We start from the raw sequence: 19,631 nt of genomic DNA on the forward strand, positions 1-19,631 counted from the left end.
CTCCTGAACTGAACTCGTCGTTACGTAAAGAGTTGGGTAAACAGATTGACCGGGAAATCCCCCAGCGCGGCGCTGACGTTCAGCTCCCTGTTTTTTGTGACTGCGCTGCTGTGAAAAAGTCCCTTCAGGTTTGTGTCAGAGGCGGCGAACGGTAAAACCACCCGTGTATCGCCCCAGCGCAGCGCATCCACCTGTGGCACGGCACTGTTTTCCAGCAACGTCGCGCAGCGGATCGGCACGATCACGATGGCGTAGCGGCCCTCGTGCTCACGGGCGAATGCGAGCACGTTGTGCGCCTGCTCGCCCAGCACCTCCAAGGCCTGATACGTGCCCCGGCGAAACAGCTCGGCGTGTTCGGCGCGCAGGTTCAACACCTGGGCGATCAACGCTTGCTTGATGCGCCCGTCACGCCAGTTCGCCAGCAGTTCCTCGAGCGGCGCGTGTCCGTCCAGAGCCTGCTCGCGCGCGGCGTAATCCACCGGCCGGCGGTTGTCCGGATCGACCAGGCTGAAGTCCCAGAACTCGTTGCCTTGATACAGATCCGGTACCCCCGGCACGGTCATGCGCAGCAAGGTTTGCGCCAGACTGTTAAGGGCGCCGGCTGCCGCGATGCTGTTGACGGTCTTGCTCAGCGCGGCGCGCAGCAGCTCACCTTCGTCACCGGTGAGCAGGCGTTGGGTGAACGTCTGCGCAGCGTTTTCATAGGCTTCATTCGGCGCACTCCAACTGCTTTGCAGCTTGGCTTCGCGCAGGGCTTTCTGTTGCCACTGCCAGATGCGTTCGGCGTAGTCGCTGAAACCTGACTGATCGTCATCGCTCAGTTGCAGCGGCCAACTGCCGAGCAACGCCTGATACAGGATCAGTTCATCGCCGGACGACGGCACTTGATCATCGTCGCGCAGCGGCCGGGCGAGGGCGCGCCACAACTCGACCTGCTCGGCATACCAGTGGCTGCGTTCGCTGAGCACTGCCAGTCGTGCACGGGTGTCTTCGCCACGTTTGTGGTCGTGGGTCGCAGTGGCCAGCAAATTGTCGGGAAACGCATCCAGGCGTTGCTGATTGACCGCATGGAAGTCGCTGACCGGCGCGCTGAACTGCTCGGTGTTGTAGCCGACGTCGTTGCGCGACAGCAGCACCGCCGAGCGATACAACGCGGTGTCTTCCACGGCTTTGGCCGCTGCCGGCGACGTCAGTTGCTGGAAACGCACGCAGGCGTGCTTGAGGATCTTGCGCGAGCGCCCGCGCGGCTTTTGCCGCCAGGGCGTGCCACCGAGCCAGGCCGCCACACAGTCAAGCACCGGCCAGTCGCCTTCGCCCAGCGTCTGCCGCGCGCCGTCCATGGCCTGCTGGAAGAACTGTTCATCCTGAGCCGCGCGACCCAGCGCATTGATGTAAGTGCGATACACCGGGAAATGCACGATCAGCGCCTGCAACACCCGGCGAATTGCGCCGAGAGTCAGGTCGCGGGTCATCAGGTCATCGCGGGCCACTTGCAGCAGCGCCTGGGCGACGCTTTCGAAGTCACTGGCCAGCGAGCCGTTGAGGATCTGTTGCCTCGCCAGTTGCGCTTCTTCAATGAACGCCGCCGGACGCTCGGTGCGTCGCTGCCAGAGGTCGCCGAGTACATGTTCGCCATCGGGGTCGTGTTGCAGCAACGACAGCTGATTCATGAACTCGTAACCGGTGCTGCCATCCACCGCCCAATCGGTACGCAGGGTTTCGCCGGCACCGAGAATCTTCTCGACATAGATCGGCAAGTGCCGATCCGGCGCAAGCAAGTCGAGGCGCCGCCGCAGCTTGCGGCAATAGCCACGCGGGTCAGCGAGACCGTCGATGTGGTCGATGCGCAAGCCGTCGACCAGGCCTTCGCTAATCAACTGAAAGATCTTGCCGTGAGTGGCTTCGAACACGGCCGGGCGCTCGACGCGCAGGCCACCGAGCTCGTTGATGTCGAAAAAGCGCCGCCAGTTGATGTCGTCTGCTGCGGTGCGCCAACTGGCCAAGCGGTAGCTTTGACGTTCGAGCAACTGATGCAGCTTGTCGAAGCCTTCTGCTGTCGTGGAGTCGTAATGCGCGAGACTTTCCTCGATCGCGGCGAGAATCTGCGGATCGCTTGCCAGCTCTTTCAGTTCAGCCTTGAGCGGCATCGCCAGCGCATGCGCGTCGGTCTGGTAGCTGAGGGTGCTGAAACGATCGGCCAGGGATTTCAGCGCTTCGAGCGGTTTGAGCAACTCGCCGTAGTCATTCGGGCAGATCGGGAAGTGGTGCTCGTAATGCTCGACGTGGAAGCGACCTTGCTGCGCATCGAAGCGCAGTTTCAGCGTGCCTTCCTGCAGCGCGACGCCGTAATCGCTGCCGAGAAACGGCAGCAACAATTGGCCTTCCATCAACGGGTCCGGCGAGTGCCACTGGATGTCGAAGAACTCGCCGTAAGGGCTCAGTCGGCCCCACTCCAGCAGATCGAGCCACCACGGGTTGTCACCGCCGCCGACGGCCATGTGGTTGGAGACGATGTCGAGGATCAAGCCCATGCCGTGTTCGCGCAGGGTGCTGACCAGACGCCGCAGCGCCGGTTCGCCGCCGAGTTCCGGATTGACTTGCGTCGGGTCGACCACGTCGTAGCCGTGCATCGAGCCGGCGCGGGCCGCGAGCAGCGGTGAGGCATAAATGTGGCTGATGCCGAGGCGGGCAAAGTACGGCACCAGCGGCACCGCCTGTTCCAGAGTGAAACCCTTGTGAAATTGCAGGCGCAGGGTGGCGCGCAGGGGTTGGATGAGGGTCTGGTTCATTGGTCACGCTCGGCAGCTTGCAGGCGGGCGCAGGCCAGCAGTTCCAGGCGGCGCGCGGCATCGGCGCCATCAAGCAAGGCTTCGCTGTTGCCGGGCAGGCGTCGCGACCAGTTCGGGTGGCTGTCGATGGTGCCCGGCAGGTTGGCCTGCTCGTCGATGCCCAGCGCATCTTCCAGCGGCAGCAACACCAGCGGTGCACGGGTGTGGCCGAGGAAACGCACGCTGGCATCGACCACTTGATCGGCTTCGTGGGACTCTTCGCGAAAGTTTTGCGGGTCCTGACTCAAGGCCCCGCGCAGGCCTTCGCGCTCGCGCTGGCGATGGCGGCGCCATTCGATTTCACCGTTGGCGTCGACAAATTCCAGACGCGCATTCCAGTCGATATCGCGGCCATGCCACCAACCGTTGAGCGTCGGCAGATCGTGGGTGCTGGTGGTCGCCAGCGCGTTGTCCGGCCAGTCGAGGATCGGTTTGAAATAAGTGTTGTCCTGTTCGAACAGCAGCACGCGCATGCCAAGAATCGCCCGCGCACTGAGTTTTTCCCGCAGACCGTCGGGCACGGTGCCGAGGTCTTCGCCGAGGACGATCGCCTGATGTCGATGGGACTCAAGGGTCAGCAGGCGCAGCAGATCGTCAAACGGGTAATACAGATAAGCGCCATCGGCCGGCGCCGCGCCATTGGGGATCACCCACAGGCGTTGCAGGCCCATGACATGGTCGATGCGCAGCCCGCCAGCGTGGGCGAAGTTGGCGCGCAGCATGTCGATGAACGCACGAAAGCCGTTGCGGATCAGACCTTCGGGGGAAAACGCGGAAATCCCCCAACCCTGACCGGAGCGATTGAGAATGTCTGGCGGCGCACCCACGGTGAGCGAGGCGAGCAGTTCGTCCTGAAAGCTCCAGGCCTGGCTGCCGGCGCCGTCGGCACCGACCGCAAGGTCAGCGATCAGGCCGATGCCCATGCCGGCGCTGCGCGCAGCCGTTTGCGCGCGCTCCAGGCAGCGGTGGATCAACCACTGGCAAAAGGCGAAGTAACTGATGCGTTCGGCGTATTCCTCGGCAAAGGCTTCGAGGGCGGCGCCGCGCGGGTCGTGCCAGTGTTCCGGCCATTCGCGCCAATCGAGGCTTTCGCCACGGGCAGCGCGCATTTCCTGAATGGCTTCGAAGCGGCAATGGTTTTCCAGGGCTTCGCCACCGGCATGGCGGAAACCGGCGAAGTCCGGATGCAACGGATGCTCGCCCGCGACGAAGCCGTCGTACAAGGCTTGCAGCAATTTCTGTTTGGCGTCGGCGGCGGTGGGCCAGTCGATCAGCTTCAAGTCTTCCAGTTGCCGGAATTGCTCGGCCAGACCGCTGGCGTCGATCGCATCGCGCAAGGCCCGTTCGCCAAGGATGGCGCCCGGTGCGGCATACAAGGCGTTAAGAAACAGGCGGCTGGACGGCGAATACGGGCTGTAGCGCCCGGTGTCGGCGCTGAACATCGCATGCAGCGGACTGATTGCCAGCGCATCGGCGCCACGCTCGCCAGCCACCCGCACCAGTTCTTCCAGCGCCTGAGTGTCACCAAAACCGCCATCGCCGGGGCGGCGCAGACTGTACAGTTGCGCGCTTAATCCCCAGACGCGAGGGATCGGGTTGTCTACCGCATCGCCGACGCTGAAGCAGCGTTCGGGGGCCACGGCCAGGGTGAAATATTGATCGGCGATGTGCACCTGTTGATAGCCGACCGGGATCAACCCCGGCAGTCTGGCCTCGGCATCGAGCTTGAGGTTAAGGCGTGAACCGTCTTCAAGGTGGATTTCGCAAGGCGTTTCAGGCTCGAAATAGCGGGCCAGATCAACGCTGATTCCGACATCTGCGGTCAATAGCGGCGGCAGGTGGCGATCCTGTTGCACCTGTTGCAGTTGCAGCAGGCTGGCGTCGATTTCCTGCGCGGTATTGGCTGGATGACCCAGGCCGGTGAGAACATTGCGCAGCACCGCCGGGGCGACTTTCTGCGGGCGGCCGTTGGCGTCGATCCAGTCGACGGCGAGGCCGGCGCGGCTTGCGAGTATTTCCAGTTGCGCATCGCTCATAGGCGCTCTCCATCCAGAGGTTGCAAGGGGGTTGCGGCCGTGAGGCTGACAAGCGCGCAATACGCGGGCAGTACGCCCGGTTCCGACAGGGCAACGGCGGGCGGCTGTTGAAACAGCCACACGGCGTCGGTCTGTGCAGGGTTGACCACTGGCGTATCGCTGAGGTTCAGGTCAATTCGCAGCTCACTGCCATCGCCCAGGCGCCAGCGTGCACTGACCGCACCGAAGCCGAGCATGTGCGCCCCAAGCGCCTGGGTGCCGGACAGATTGGGAATGATGTAGCGGTGGCGCAATTGCAGCAGTTGCCGGTACAGCGCGAGGGTTTCCTGCTGTTTTGCGCTGCCGCTGCCGACCAGGCGAGGCTGCGAGGCGTGGAAGGTCTGCTCGGCATTCGGATCGGGAATTTTTTCGCGTTTGTGCGGGTCGGCGAAGGCGCTGAACCCGGCGAATTCATTGCGCCGGCCTTCGCGTACCAGATCCGCCAGTTCACCGTGGTGGCTGGTGAAGAACAGGAACGGTTGCTCGGCGGCGAATTCGTCGCCCATGAACATCAGCGGAATCATCGGCGACAGCAATAACAGCACGGTGGCGGCCTGCACGGCGCGTGGATCGGCCAGTTGATGCAAGCGTTCGCCGAAGGCTCGGTTGCCGATCTGGTCGTGGTTCTGCAGGAACAGGATGAAAGCGGTGGAGGGCAGGTGTTCGCTGGGCTCGCCGCGCGGTTCGCCGTGGCGGGTGATGTGGCCCTGAAACACGAAGCCCTGGCTTAGGCAGCGCACCAGTTGTTCGGTGGGTTGCAGCGCATAGTCAGCGTAGTAGGCGTCGGTTTCGCCGGTCAGCAGCACGTGCAGGGCGTTGTGGCCGTCGTCGTTCCACTGCGCGTCGTAATCCTCTTCAAGCAGGCTCGACTGGTTGAGCTCGTTTTCGACGGTCAGCCAGACGTGGCGGCTTGGATCGATCTGCTGACGAATACGCTGCGCCAGTTCGGGCAGGAAGTCCGGGCTTTCGATGGCGTGCACCGCGTCCAGGCGCAGTCCGTCGAAGCGGTATTCGAGCACCCACATCAGCGCGTTTTCAATGAAGAAGTCCCGCACTTCACGGCGGCGGAAATCGATCGCCGCGCCCCAGGGCGTGTGCTTGTCTTCGCGGAAAAAACCTTTGGCGTAGCGTCCGAGGTAATTGCCGTCGGGGCCGAAGTGGTTGTAGACCACGTCGAGAATCACCGCCAGCCCATGGCCGTGGGCGCTGTCGATCAGGTGTTTGAGTTGTTCCGGGGTGCCATAGGAGGCTTGCGGTGCGAAAGGCAGCACGCCGTCATAACCCCAGTTGCGCGTGCCGGGAAACTGCGCCAAAGGCATCAGTTCGATGGCGGTAATGCCCAGCTCGACCAAGCGCGCCAGATGCTGCTCCACTTCGGCAAAGCCGCCGAGCGCGCCGACATGCAGCTCGTAGATCACCGCTTCGCTCCACGGCCGGCCGTGCCAGGTGGTGTGGCGCCACTGATAGGCCAGCGGATCGACCACCACGCTGTGGCCGTCAAGGTCGCCGTCCTGGGCGCGGGAGGCCGGGTCGGGCACCTCCAGTTCACCATCGATGTTGAAGCGGTAGCGGGTGCCCGCCGGGCACCGGGTCTTGATCACGAACCAGCCATCGGCCTGCGGTAACATCGGCAAGGACTGGCCGTCTTCAAGTTCGACACTGACGTAAAACGCATCCGGTGCCCACAGCGCAAACTGAGTGTGTTCGGCGTCCTGCATGATCGCGCCGTGGGGCCAGTTTTCTTGGGTCCGTAACGGCATTGTGAAAAGCTCCCTGAGTTATTTGTGGCCGGCTTTACCCAGCGCCTTGGCGACCAGTTGTTCGTAGAGTTCGGCGTAGGGTTCGACCGCTTTGCACCAGTTGAACGGCGCGGCCATCGCTCTGCAGCGCATGGCGTTGAGCAGGTCGGGGAAGGCGAATACCTTGAACGCGCGGCTCAGGGCTTCGCGGTAGCTCTCGACAGTGGACTCGTCAAAGAGGAAACCCGGTGACACCGTTCTCGATGGTGTCGGCCAGGCCGCCGGTATTGCGCGCCACGGGCAAAGAGCCGAAGCGCTGGGCGTACATCTGGCTCAGGCCGCAGGGTTCATAACGCGACGGCATCAGCAGGAAATCGCTGCCGGCGAACATGCGCCGGGCGTCGGTTTCATTGAAGCCGATGCGCACGCCGATCTGCCCGGGGAAGCGCAGCGCCAGTTCACGCATGGCCTGTTCTTCTTCCGGCTCGCCACGGCCGATGATTGCGATCTGGCCGCCGTTCTGCACGATGTATTCGGAGACGGCTTCAGTCAGGTCCAGACCTTTCTGATAAACCAGACGCGAGACCACGGCAAACAGCGGGCCGCTGGAATCGTTCAAGCCAAACAGTTCACGCACATGGGCAGCGTTGACCGCTTTGCCTTCCCAGTCGCCGATGGCGAACGGCGCGAACAGGTGTGGATCAGTGGCCGCGTCCCAGCTCTCGTCGATGCCGTTGGGGATGCCGCTGAGCAAGCCTTGCTGGGTCTTGGCGGCGAGAAAACCGTCGAGACCGCAGCCGAAATCCGGGGTGGTGATTTCCTGCGCGTAGGTGGCGCTGACCGTGGTGATGTGGCTCGAATAGGCCATGCCGGCCTTGAGGAACGACATCTTGCCGTAGAACTCCATGCCTTCCTGTTGCAGGGCGTGGGTCGGAATACCCAGCTCCGGGCACGAGCCGAGGCTGGTCACGCCTTGATAGGCGAGGTTGTGAATGGTGAACAGGGTTGGCGTGCGCTGCCCGCGCCAGTGCATATAGGCAGGGGCCAGACCGGCGGGCCAGTCATGGGCGTGCACCAGATCCGGGCACCAGTGAATTTGTGCGAGGTTGGCGGCGATGTCGGCAGCGGCCAGGCCCAGGCGGGCGAAACGAATATGGTTGTCCGGCCAGTCGCGGCCGTTGTTGGCACCGTACGGCGAGCCTTCACGCTCATACAGCTCGGGGCAGATCAGCACGTAGATCACCAGCCCGTCCGGCATGTCCATGCGCCCGATCTTGCATGGAGGCAATGCAGCATGGCCGCCGAGTTCGCCGATGATGTGGATCGGGTTTTCGCTGTGCATCACCTGCGGGTAACCGGGGATCAACACCCGCACATCGTGCAGGTGCGCCATGGCGCGGGGCAGGGCGGCGGAGACGTCGCCCAGACCGCCGGTCTTCACCAGATCGGCGATTTCCGAGGTCACGAACAACACTTTCTTCTTGTTGGGATTCTGGCTGGCGACCGGCGTCAGCGTTTTAGTGCCCGGGACGTTGATCGACCGGCTGCCGGGAAGACTCACCGTGCTCGATTCACCAACCGCCTGCTGAGCACGCTCTCCCTGAATATCCAATGCCGCACTGATCATATGAATCTCCCGTGTCGTTGATCTGATTCTTGTATCGAACAAGCTGTGGCCAAATCCTGTGGCCGGGCGCAAACGCGCCACGCATCGGTGAGCAAACGCTACCCAACACGTGCAAGCAGAATGGGTGAAGGGGCCGTTGCAAGGATTGCACCAGTCGCGTTGACCCTGCCTTTCAGATGACCCGCCGCCATCTGCAAAAGTTTCGACAATTTTTCGGGTTTGTGACTGGCCGGTTTTAATCCGCGAAAGTCAGTCTAGGCCAGATCCTAGAGCGGGCGAGAGCAAACGGGTAAATTGTTCGACAATCGGTTTGCAGGCAGCGAAATCCGTGGTGTGCAAGCAGGAACGCACCGACGAAGGGCAGGTTTTTTTGAGGGAGAGGGCTAAAACGGTGACTAGTTGGTCACGATTTTGTGCTAGTGGAGAGGCAGGGCGCACTGTTGTGGTGCGGGCAGTTTGTTGATGTGTTGTCTATTCAGGCCCCTTCGCGAGCATGCTCGCTCCCACAGTTGATTCGGGTACGACACATTTCCAATGTGGGAGCGGGCTTGCTCGCGAAGGCGTCAGTCAATTCACCGCAATCGAAACGTTGCGATCAATTCAACAGGCGCAGCGGGTTCCCGGCGGCCCACCCCTGAATATCCTCGATCATCTGCGCAAAGAACTGTTCGTAGTTCTGTCGGCTGACATACCCCACATGTGGCGTGGCCAGCACGTTGTCCAAGGTGCGGAACGGGTGCAGTTCAGGCAGCGGCTCCTGATCGAATACATCCAGCGCCGCGCCGGCGATCTTCTGTTTCTGCAACGCCTTGATCAGCGCCGCTTCATCGACGATCGGCCCGCGGGCGGTGTTGACCAGCAGCGCGGTGGGTTTCATCCAGTCCAGCGCCTGCGCATCGACCAGCCCGCGGCTGCGCTCGCTGAGCACCAGATGCACCGACAGCACGTCAGCCTGTTCGAACAGTTGCTGCTTGCTGACCCAGGTCACGCCGGCCTGCTGTGCGCGTTCAGCGGTGAGGTTTTCGCTCCAGGCAATCACGCGCATGCCAAACACCTGACCGAATTGCGCGACCTTCTGGCCGATGCTGCCCAGACCGAGAATGCCCAGGGTCTTGCCGTGCAAATCACCGCCCAGCCCTTGCTGCCAGCCGCCGGCGCGCAGGGAATTGGCTTCATTCACCAGATTGCGCGTAGCGGCCATGATCAGCGCCCAGGTCAGTTCCGGCGCCGCGTGTTTGTAGCTGTCGGTGCCGCAGACCTTGATCCCGAGCCCGGCGGCCGCCGGCATGTCCAGCGCCGCGTTACGCATGCCACCGGTGACCAGCAGCTTGAGATTGGGCAGGCGCTGCAGCAGGTCCTGATCGAAACGCGTGCGCTCGCGCATCACGCAGATCACCTGGTACTGGCCCAGACGTGCGGCCAGTGTGGCGTTGTCCGCCGGGTAGTCATGCACAAACGTCACTTCGCCAATGCTGTCGAGCACCGACCAGTCAACCACGTTCCGCGCCACGTCCTGCCAGTCATCGATCACTGCAATCTGCACCGCCATCAGCCTTACCTCATCAACGAACGGGATTGGTGTTGTTCAGCCAGCCGAGCAGGGCCTGGTGAAATTTCGCCGGTTCTTCCATCTGCGGCGCGTGGCCCATGCCGGGAAACTCCACCAGCGTCGATTGTGGAATCAGCTTGGCGACCTGCTTGCCGAGCACCTCATAGTGGCCGATTTTCGCCTTGACCTCGGGGGACGCGAGGTCCTTGCCGATGGCCGTGGTGTCGGACGTGCCGATCAACAGCAGGGTCGGCATCTTCAGGTCCTTGAACTCGTAGTACACCGGTTGGGTGAAGATCATGTCGTAGATCAGCGCCGAGTTCCACGCCACCTGGGTTTTGCCCGGGCCGTTGCTCAGGCCGGCGAGCATGTCGACCCAGCGGTCGAATTCGGGTTTCCAGCGGCCGTCATAATAGGTGTTGCGCTCGTAGTCGCGAATGCCTTGGGCGGTGACTTTGAGTTCGCGCTGATACCACTGATCCACGGTGCGGTACGGCACGCCGAGGGCCTTCCAGTCTTCCAGGCCGATCGGATTGACCAGCGCCAGTTGTTCGACCTGATCCGGGAACAGCAGCGCGTAGCGAGTGGCGAGCATGCCGCCGGTGGAATGGCCGAGCAGGGTGGCTTTCTGGATGCCCAAGGCCTTGAGCAACTGTTGGGTGTTGGTCGCCAGTTGCTGGAAGCTGTACTGGTAGTGATCGGGTTTGCTGGAGGTGCAGAAGCCGATCTGATCAGGCGCGACGACCCGGTAACCGGCCTCGCTCAAGGCCTTGATCGAACTGTCCCAGGTGGCGGCGCAAAAATTCTTGCCGTGCATCAGCACCACGGTGCGCCCGTTGGCCTTGCCGTGGGCGGCGACGTCCATGTAGCCCATCTGCAGGGATTTACCCTGGGACTGAAAGGCAAAGTGTTTGAGCGTGTAGGGGTATTGGAAACCTTGCAGCTCCGGGCCATAGGTCTGGCCATCGGCGGGTGCAGTTTCAGTGGGCGCAGCAGCGTGGGCGAACAGCGGCAGCGCAGCAGTCAGGACCAGGCCAGGCAGCCAGCGGGATAGCGTGACGGACATAAGGGCAAACTCCATGGAAATCGGCCGATGCTGGAACGCCCGGATTAGGGCGACGTTAACCACAGGCAACGCCATGGCTGGAATGTTCAACCGAGCCAGCCCAGGGTCAGCATCGCCACCACGGCGTAACGCGCAGCTTTGGCCAGCGTGACGATCAGCAGAAAGCGCCCGAGCGGCTCGCGCATGACACCGGCGATCAGGGTCAGCGGATCACCGATCACCGGCAGCCAACTCAGAAGCAGCGACCAGTGACCATAGCGCTCGTAGTGTTTGCGCGCGGTGGCCATGTGGTTCGGGCTGACGGGGAACCAGCGTCGATCCTGAAAGCGTTCGAGGCCGCGCCCCAGCCACCAGTTGACCAGCGAACCGAGGACGTTGCCCAGCGTCGCTACGCCCAGCAGGCCCCAGAGCCAGTAACGGTCGCTGGCGATCAGCCCGACCAGCAGCGCTTCGGATTGCAGCGGCAACAGCGTCGCAGCGCCGAACGCCGCCGCGAACAGCCCGACATAACCGGCAGCCATCAGCGGGCCGGGTAGTCTGCCACCACCACATCCGTGCCGTCCTTTTTCAGGCCGATCACTTGATAGGCATCGCTCATGCCGTCCATTTCCATGCCCGGTGACCCCATGGGCATGCCCGGCGCGGCGATACCCAGCAGATCGTCACGCTTGCTCAGGGCCAGCACTTGTTCCGCCGGCACATGGCCTTCAACGAACTTGCCGTTGATCAGCGCGGTATGGCACGAGCCCAAGCGCGGTGGCACGCCGTGTTGCTGCTTGAAGCTGCTCATGTCGCTTTCGACATGGTCTTCGACTTTGAAGCCGTTGGCTTCGAGGTGGCTGATCCATTTCTTGCAGCAGCCGCAATTGGCGTCGCGGTGCACTTCGATCGGGATCAGCTCGGCGGCCTGGGCCAGGGAGGACAGGAGCAGGGCGCTGAGGGCGGCCAGTCGCAGGGAGGTTCGCATGGTGGGCTCTCGACAAGGATGACGGTCAAAAAGGAAAGTATTTTGACCGGATTATCCTGCCGGGCATCAACGGAGTGTTTCAAGTTGATACAAGGCAGGCTGGCAGGATGATCATGGATCAAGCCTGACAGCCTGCTGAGCGGGAGATTACAAATCTGTCAGGCTCAACGAACCTTGAACCGCCCCATGATCGCGCTCACCCGGTTGTTGGCTTCCAGCAACTGGCGGGTGTTGAGTTCGCTGGCCTGGCCGCTGTGCACCAGTTCTTCGACCATGTGGCGGATCTGCACCATGCTGCGGTTGATCTCTTCGGTGACCGCACTCTGCTGTTCGGCAGCGGTGGCGATCTGGGTGCTGAGGCTGTTGATGTGGCTGACCGAGCCGGCCATTTCATCCAGACCGGAGTTGACCCGCGCCGTGGCGTCGGCGGCGGACTGGCAGCTGGCCTGAGTGTTTTCCATGGCGCTGACCGACGAGCTCACGCCTTGGGTCAGGCGGGTCAACATCTCGTTGATTTCCGAGGTGCTGGCCTGGGTGCGAGCGGCGAGGGCGCGGACTTCGTCGGCGACCACGGCAAAGCCGCGACCCTGTTCACCGGCCCGGGCGGCTTCGATGGCGGCGTTGAGCGCCAGCAGGTTGGTCTGCCCGGCGATTGCGCCGATCACCCCGAGAATCTCGGTGATGCGCTGCGCGTCCTGCTGCATGTTCTCGACTTTCTGGGTGGCGCTGGCCACTTCGTCGATCAAGGCCACCACGCTGTTGGTGGCTTCACCAACCACCACCCGTGAGCGATCGGCGTTTTCGTTGGCGCGCTGGGTGAACGCAGCGGTTTCAGCGGCATTCTGCGCGACGCTTTCGGCCGTCGAACTCATTTCGGTGATGGCGGTAACGGTCTGATCGGTTTCCGAAGCATGGCGCAGCAGAATCTGGCTGGTGTTGGCCGACGTACGCTGCAGGTCGTCCAGGCTCGAAGCCATGGCGCCGGTGGCCTGGGTCACTTCACCGATCATGTTTTGCAGGTAGGCAATAAAGGTGTTGACCGAGTGGCCGATGGCGCCCAGCTCGTCTTCGGCACGGATGGTGATGCGTCGGGTCAGGTCGGCATCGCCGCTGGACAGCAAGTCGATGTTGGCCTTCAGCGCTTTCATGCGCGACACCAGTTGGCGGATCGCATACACCTGCAACAGCACCAGCAGGATCACCAGCGGAATCTGCAACAGGCTCAGGCTGCTGAGCACGTCGTCACGCTGGGCGGTGAGCATTTTCGTTGGCAGGGCGGTGGCGAGGAACCACGGCGTGCCTTCGATCGGGCGCATGAAGAAGGTGCTGGCTTCGCCGTTGTTGTCGAACTCGACGCGTTGCGCCTGATCACGGTTCAGCAGGCCGGCCTTGACCTGACTGGCGAAGGTCGAACCGGCGGCCAGTTCGCTGATGTTCTTCAGTACGATCGGGCCGCTGATGCGCGAGCTGTTGCTGATGATCTTGCCGTCGGCCTCGACGATCAGCATTTCGGCGTTGAGGTCTTTTTCCTTGCGCGCCACCAGATCGTTGAAGAAGCCCAGCGTCACGTCGATGGTCGACACGCCCCACGCGGCACCGTTTTTCTGAATCGCCATGGCGCAGTTGGTGCGCGGCTCGGCACTCGCGTCATCTTTATAGGCCGCAGCCCAGGCACATTGGCCGCGCGGGGTCTGCATGCCGCCCTTATACCAGCTCTGGTCGTAATAGTTGGGCGCCGCGTCGCTGTTCCAGAAGGTATTCACCGCCAGTTTGCCCGAGGCGTCGCGGTGCCAGAACGTGCTGAACTTGTTGCGCCCGGCCTCACGCTGACCCGGCAGTGGCCAGATCCCGCCACCGAAGACTTTCAGCTCGCCGTATTGATCCACCAGGCCCGGCAACACTGTGTCGATGGCCGCGCTGTCGAGCAGGGGAATGGTCTGGGTGATGCTGCGCTGTTGCGCCTGGACTTTGTTCAGTTCGCCCTGAATCTGTTCGGCGACTTCGGCAATCCGGTTGAGCACCACCTGTTCTTCGGTATGCCGCAGCTTGGGCGCGACCAATTGGCTGATACCGACCACGGTCAGCACCGACAGCAGCAGGATGAACAGAACCAGAAATAACGTGTAGCGAGCCTGAATGGTGCGGAGTGCGGGCATGGATACCGGTCCTTGAGCTGCGATTCTTATTGTGGGGTCGAGGGAAAAACGGCGGGGTCACACCAGCGTATCGTCGGCGAACGGGGAAGCTTTAAGTACTTTGGTGCAAGAAAGTGTCGGGCTGACGGAAGGGGCGTGTCGACTCCGATACAAATGGATCGACCCTCCCGTCAGCCAGCGCAAAAAAAAGCTTCGCGAGCAATCGTCAAACTGCCATGAAACCGCGACACCGTGAGCTTCTGGCAATTTGTATCGAGAATGTACAAAAATTGTAAGCGGCTGCACTAAAAGGGTTGGTGCCACCAGTTCGCCGGTAGATACTTCCCGGCATTCAAGTAGTCCAGCAAGGGCATTTCATGGTTATTTCACAGGGAGTCTTCTCATGACGATCGGCATTGTCGGCGGCTGGGAGAGCAAGGCAGGGGTGCTGGTTCGCAATACAGGCGCGAAGAAAGAGGTCAAACAAAGCCTCAAGGTGCAGCAGATGCTCGCCAAGGTCGGCACCAATCCTAACGCGCTGAACACAGCCGAAATGGACAAGCAGGGCCTGCGCAAGAACATCAAGGGGTTCGATCCGGCGAATGTCTCGGTCAAGCAACTGAGCAATCTGAGTGTTTTTCTGCGTGAACGCGGGCTGATTTCCGACATCACCTCCTTTACATTGCTCAATGCCGGCGACAAGTTCGACCGTTTCGGCGTGACCAAAGACCCTGATGCAAAATTCAATGCGCTGGAGTATTTCGCCACCCAGCTCGACGCCATTCAGAACAATGGCCTCAATGGCAATGCCTACGGCAAGAACCTGATCCCTGAATACAAAAAGGCGATCTACGTGCTGCAGAACCTGAAAACCTACGGTGAAGGCAACGCGGCGAAACCTGTGGACCAAGGCGTCAAGTCCAAGGCCTGAGCCGGTCACCCACGGCCCACCCATTGATTGGGTGGGCCGTTTTCGTTTTTAGTCCTGATACCTTTCGCCGGCCTGCTGCGCCTGATCCTGCAGATGCTGCATGTGTGGACAGTGCAGGCTCAGCGTGGAGGCCTGGTAGCCACGATGAAACAGTGCCAGCCAGCCGTCGCTGTGGTCATCGGGGACAATCCCGGTGAAAGCGAAACCGGCATCGGCCAGTTTGCGCAGCGCGCTGGAAAACCCTTGGGCGAGTCTGAGTCTGATCGAAATCAGCCAGTGCGCCGGCAGTTGTCCCAATTGCTCGAGCAGGTTGTCATCGAGGGCCTTGAGCAGCAGGTCGTAGCGCCCGGATACGTGATCGAAGCGGATCTTCGGGCCTTTCCATGGCACGGTATGGTCGGTGGTACCAAACACCGCCTCCAGACGCGCCATCAGCTCGCGGCAATCCTGCGGCCAGGCGAGTGCCGGCAGCGGGCGCCGATGACCGTCGATGCTGCAGTGACCCACAACAATCGTCTCCCGCCCGGTTCCACCGAACGGCGAAGGCGCGTAATCGGGCAACAGACCACAGCTGTGAAACCCCAGGCCGGCGGCCATGCGCTGCGTATACGGGTGATGCGTGACCTGCTTGATCGTCACGCCTCGGCAATCCAGCGCCTGGGCATGAATCAGCAACTGCTGGCCCAACTGGGTGGCGATGTTTTGCCCGCGAGTGTCCGGGTGCACCACGGTCAGTGCCAGCTCCGCCAGTGCGGTTCGGCCAGATTGGCGAAACAACGTGGCATGCCCGCAGATATGCTCGTTTACCACCGCCACCAGCGAGTGCCAGCGACCGACACTGTGGTTCTGGCTGATCATCCAGGGCAAATACACGTGGGGTTGAGGATAATGAACGCCGTAGATTTCTTCGAACAGGCGGCTGACTGCCGGCGCATCGGCGACGCGATAGCGGCGGATGGTTGTCGTGTCCATCACGCTTGCCCCTGCTGCGGATGGTCATAAAGCCGTCGATCCACGACCCGCTGATGTTTGCCGGAGCGTGGATGACAGGTCAGTTCATCGTTCGCACAGGCGATCACGTTCAGCTCCAGCAATTGATCGGACTGCAGCTTCTCGATCAGCGGGTATTGGTCGATCAGCGCACGGCGCAGGGTTGAGCTTGCCTGGCTGATGTCAGCCGTTCGCGTGCAGGGTACCCACTTGAGGCTCAGCAGATCTTTGCTTGCTCGCTGTTCGATGAGCAGTTGCCAGCCATCGCTGGCGGCGATCTTGCGCACCAGCTCGCCGATGTCACCGGTATCCAGACTCAACACGCTCACCCGCACGCGCTGGCTGTTCATGCTGCGGCCCATCAGGGCGAACTTGCGCATCGGCGTCCCTGCCGGTTCACGCCAGCAGGCGAGGTCGCCGACCGGATAGCGGATCACCGGCATCAGGCGCCGGGTGAGATTGGTCAGGACCAGCCTGCCGTTACGGTTGCACTCTTCGATGACGGCACCGCTCACCTCATCGATGATCTCCAGCACGCTGTGCCGCTCCAGCATCCGGTGTTCGCCCAAGCTGCAATCGCGGGTGCTGACGCCGATCAGTCCGGCATCGACACTGGCGTAGCCGATAGAGGCAATGCGTGCGTTCGGGAACACCCGCTGGAGCGTTTGCAGTTGGGCGGCGAACAGGCTTTCGCCGCCGTAGAGCAGGGTTTCGACGCCCTCCAGGATCCGTGACTGGCGTTCCAGCCAGGCGGCGAATTTGAGCATTTGCGCCGGCAGACCGGCCAGCACATTGATCCGGTACGCAACGATCGACTCGGCCAGTACGGCGCTGTCGACGGCCCCGGTGAAGGGAAATTCGCTGACGGGAGTCTGGACATGGGCCAGCGCGTCGTGAAGAAAAATGAAGCTGGCATACAGGTCGCCGACGAAGAACAGATTGGCGACCCGGTCGCCGGGGTTCAGTTGCGCCGTGAGTTGGCTGCCGAAATCGCGCACCAGGGTTTGCCATTCTGCGCGGGTGAACAGCGAGAGTTTTCCTGAGCCGGTGGTGCCCCCGGTCTTGAAGACCATCGCGTCTTCCAGCGGGCCTGACAACACTGGCCATTGGTGCGGATGCTGACTGTCACGCCAGTATTGTTCAGGGTCGATCAGGGGCAGTTCGGTCAATGAGCTGATGGGTGCCGCGACATCTCTGAAGTGTTCGCGGCAATAGGCCGAATGTTGGCGGGTGTAACCGAGCAAATTGTTCAATTCAACGATCGTGTTCATGATTTTTTCTTGTATGAAGTGGCGATGGGCCGCGTGCAGATAGCTGCTGTCAGCGGCGCGTATCAATCAGTAGGGGAGTCTTGCCGCTGTGCCGGTTTCGGGCGAACTGCTCGACGGCACACTGCTCGACGTCCAGCGTGAGCAAACCGGTCTGCACCAGCGTGATCAGCGTCGAATAATTTTGCAGTCGGCGGTGGGCCTCGGCCGGCTCCAGAGGGCAGTGCAGGCGCATGCGTTCCAGGCCGTCAGGGCCGTGATCGAGGACCAGTTGAAACGGCATCTGAAGGTGCTGCTCCAGGATCGCCAGCGAAATAAAATCGGTGCCGATGCGCAGCAGGTTGCCGTGGCGTTGCAGCAGTTCGAAGCGCGGCGACGTCAGACCGCAGGCACACGGGCCGGGTAACCAGCGTCCGCTGTCGCCAATGTCATAGCGCTGCACGGACTGACCCTGACGCTCGCGGGAGGTCACCAGCAGACGACCGGATTCGCCGTCACCGACCGGCACGTCATGCTCGAAATCGACAATTTCCAGGTGCTGGATGTCGCTCATCAGATGGAAAACGCCATCTGCCGTGGCCCGGCAGGCATGGCCCAGGGGACCGGCATCAACGCTGCCGTAAATCGCCGAGCGGATCAGGCTGACGCCGCAACTTTGCAAGAGCTCGCGGGTTTGCTCACTCAGGTGTTCGCCACCGAGAAAGACCTTGGCGACGCCACCATAGCGCCGCAGTATTTGTTGTTCGTTGATAAACAACCGGTGCAGGGTGCCGGGCATGCCGATCAGCACGGTGATCCGTTGAGCCTCGATCATCTGCGCGATCTCGTGGTAATCGTCGTCCGCCGGTGCGCCCATCGGCCAGTGTCGGGCCTGCAGTTGTTCCAGCACTTTGGCAAAACTGGAAAAGCCGCCGTACAGCCCGCCGCTGAAAAACAGGTTCATGACCCTGTCCTGGGCCGGGTCCATTCCGGCTGCGAGCAAGCCATCGGCGGCCGCCTGCATCTGGCGCTGGAAGTCGTGGTAACTGAAGCCGGAAAGCACGGGTGCGCCACTGCTGCCGCCGGAGCGAAAGAACAGCTGCGCCGCTGAATCCGGCGGCTGGCGGACGAATTGTCCTTTGTCCATGATCGCCAGACCGGTCAGTGGTGGTGGGGCAGGCAGCTGATCAAGCGTGGAGTGGCTGGTCAGTATGTTCGTCGGCAGACTGACCGATACGCGTCGACTCAGGCGCTGCAGCGCATAAACACCGTCGTGGGGTTCGCCGGCGTAGCCATCGTGAATAGTCTCGATCGGGGTAATGCGCGTCACACCGGCGGCAATCAGCGTTTGCGCCAGTTCAGCGATCTGCGCCTCGGGGCACAGCAAGGCGCAGCTCTGCAGCACGTTGCGCCAGGGCAGCAACGTGGCGCTGAGCCGCTCGCGGGGCATTGGTTTGAGCAACAGGCTGCGAAACAGCGCAGAAGGTTCGAGCTGGCGATCATGGCTCCAGATCACCCGCCAGCCCGAGGCACTCCAGACCCGGCCGGTCTGCCCGGCAAAACTCTGGGCCAGCCGGGCCATTGTCGTGCAGGTGGTGATTTGCGAAGCCTCTTCAAGCGTCGGTGCAAGGGCAGGCCATTGACCAGCACGGCGCTCGAACGCGGCGGCCAGTTGTGCCCCGATTTCGTTCAGTACGCGCGCGTCGTCGCTGTCCACCAACAACCATTGCGGGCTGGAGCAGGCTTGCTGATCGAGGCGGCAGACTTCATCGACAATCGCATCGAGGACGGCGGGCGATGCGGCGTCCGGGGTCAGGTAGGCGAAGCTGATGCGGTGCCCCCAGTCGATCCAGCGACAGCCTGGCGGGATCTGCTGGCGGATGGCTTGCAGCGCGGTTTCACCACCCCACGCCGCGACACCGTTGGCGTGCCTGCACAACTGACCGATCTGTTCGGTGCGGGTCGGCAGCACCGCCACGTAACCATTGAGTTGTCCGCTCGGGTCGCATGCAACCAACGCCTGAAGCAGGCGCGCGGTGAAGCCAGCGTCACTGCTGCTGGGGCGCAGCCAGTTGACGTTGCCGCTCAGCAGACTCTCGATCACCGCACAGAACGCCAGCAGCGGCGCGTTGGCCGGAGTGATATGCACCACCAGGCCCAGCGGACTCCAGCGCTCGAAGCGTGACTGTCGATAGTCGATGCGACGCAGCGAATCGGGGCGCAAGCCCAGCTCACGATCCAGCTTGGCTTGCAGGGCGGCAGGCTGGCAGAAATCGATCAGTGCTTCGCGCTGACCGGGAGCCAGTGGCAGTTCCGTTTTTTCTTGTTGCAGACGTTCGGCGAAGGCCTTGGCAGTGGCGAGCAGCGTGCTGGTTTGCAGTGGAAGCTGTAGCCTTCGTGGCAACTCCCGCTGAAGTTGGTGCAAGGCGCTGTCGAGGCTGCACTCGGTGTGCAAGTGACCGTTGATCAGGTACATA

11 protein-coding genes and 3 pseudogenes are annotated in these 19,631 nt (G+C 62.1%); 1 reads left to right on the plus strand and 13 read right to left on the minus strand.

Going from position 1 to position 19,631, the window contains the following annotated elements:
- Window positions 1-20: 20 nt before the first annotated feature.
- The 10 genes and pseudogenes from E3Z29_RS16150 to E3Z29_RS29945 all read right to left on the minus strand — a co-directional run.
- Window positions 21-2,789, minus strand: coding sequence for a malto-oligosyltrehalose synthase (locus E3Z29_RS16150; protein WP_134786291.1), 2,769 nt, complete (start codon window positions 2,787-2,789; stop codon window positions 21-23).
- Window positions 2,786-4,864: a 4-alpha-glucanotransferase gene (malQ, locus tag E3Z29_RS16155; RefSeq protein WP_134786292.1), complete on the minus strand. Its 2,079-nt coding sequence runs from the start codon at window positions 4,862-4,864 to the stop codon at window positions 2,786-2,788. Before malQ ends, E3Z29_RS16150 begins: the two co-directional genes overlap by 4 nt.
- Entirely contained in the window at window positions 4,861-6,663 is a 1,803-nt protein-coding gene (gene treZ / locus E3Z29_RS16160; RefSeq protein ID WP_134786293.1) for a malto-oligosyltrehalose trehalohydrolase, read from the minus strand. The genes malQ and treZ overlap by 4 nt, the downstream gene beginning before the upstream one ends.
- An 18-nt stretch (window positions 6,664-6,681) precedes the next feature.
- Window positions 6,682-8,269, minus strand: a pseudogene (glgA, locus tag E3Z29_RS16165) (glycogen synthase GlgA).
- 595 nt (window positions 8,270-8,864) lie between these two features.
- On the minus strand, window positions 8,865-9,818 hold the full coding sequence (locus E3Z29_RS16170; protein ID WP_134786294.1) for a D-2-hydroxyacid dehydrogenase family protein: 954 nt from the start codon (window positions 9,816-9,818) through the stop codon (window positions 8,865-8,867).
- A 13-nt stretch (window positions 9,819-9,831) separates the two neighbouring features.
- A complete protein-coding gene (locus tag E3Z29_RS16175) occupies window positions 9,832-10,884 on the minus strand; it encodes an alpha/beta fold hydrolase (protein ID WP_134786295.1) in 1,053 nt (350 codons plus the stop codon).
- A gap of 86 nt (window positions 10,885-10,970) precedes the next feature.
- Window positions 10,971-11,405 carry a YqaA family protein gene (locus E3Z29_RS16180; protein WP_097089622.1) on the minus strand — a complete coding sequence of 145 codons (435 nt, stop codon included), beginning with the start codon at window positions 11,403-11,405 and terminating at the stop codon, window positions 10,971-10,973.
- A complete protein-coding gene (locus tag E3Z29_RS16185; protein ID WP_098963935.1) occupies window positions 11,405-11,851 on the minus strand; it encodes a DUF411 domain-containing protein in 447 nt (148 codons plus the stop codon). The genes E3Z29_RS16180 and E3Z29_RS16185 overlap by 1 nt, the downstream gene beginning before the upstream one ends.
- A gap of 164 nt (window positions 11,852-12,015) precedes the next feature.
- Window positions 12,016-12,543: pseudogene (locus E3Z29_RS29940) on the minus strand (methyl-accepting chemotaxis protein); the annotation flags it as partial.
- Between the two features lie 381 nt (window positions 12,544-12,924).
- Window positions 12,925-14,007: pseudogene (locus tag E3Z29_RS29945) on the minus strand (cache domain-containing protein); the annotation flags it as partial.
- Between the two features lie 382 nt (window positions 14,008-14,389).
- Here E3Z29_RS29945 and E3Z29_RS16195 point away from each other — a divergent pair.
- On the plus strand, window positions 14,390-14,917 hold the full coding sequence (locus E3Z29_RS16195) for a hypothetical protein (RefSeq protein ID WP_098963937.1): 528 nt from the start codon (window positions 14,390-14,392) through the stop codon (window positions 14,915-14,917).
- A 48-nt stretch (window positions 14,918-14,965) separates the two neighbouring features.
- Here the strand turns inward: E3Z29_RS16195 and E3Z29_RS16200 are convergent, their stop codons facing one another.
- The 3 genes from E3Z29_RS16200 to E3Z29_RS16210 are packed head-to-tail and all read right to left on the minus strand — an operon-like array spanning window position 14,966 to window position 19,630.
- On the minus strand, window positions 14,966-15,889 hold the full coding sequence (locus E3Z29_RS16200; protein ID WP_134786297.1) for a GNAT family N-acetyltransferase: 924 nt from the start codon (window positions 15,887-15,889) through the stop codon (window positions 14,966-14,968).
- Window positions 15,889-17,178: a phenylacetate--CoA ligase family protein gene (locus E3Z29_RS16205; RefSeq protein WP_134786298.1), complete on the minus strand. Its 1,290-nt coding sequence runs from the start codon at window positions 17,176-17,178 to the stop codon at window positions 15,889-15,891. Before E3Z29_RS16205 ends, E3Z29_RS16200 begins: the two co-directional genes overlap by 1 nt.
- Before the next feature lie 49 nt (window positions 17,179-17,227).
- Window positions 17,228-19,630: an aldehyde dehydrogenase family protein gene (locus E3Z29_RS16210; protein WP_134786299.1), complete on the minus strand. Its 2,403-nt coding sequence runs from the start codon at window positions 19,628-19,630 to the stop codon at window positions 17,228-17,230.
- Between the last annotated feature and the right edge of the window lies 1 nt (window position 19,631).

The organism is Pseudomonas sp. S150 (assembly GCF_004526365.1).
Taxonomy (GTDB): Bacteria; Pseudomonadota; Gammaproteobacteria; order Pseudomonadales; family Pseudomonadaceae; genus Aquipseudomonas; species Aquipseudomonas putida_A.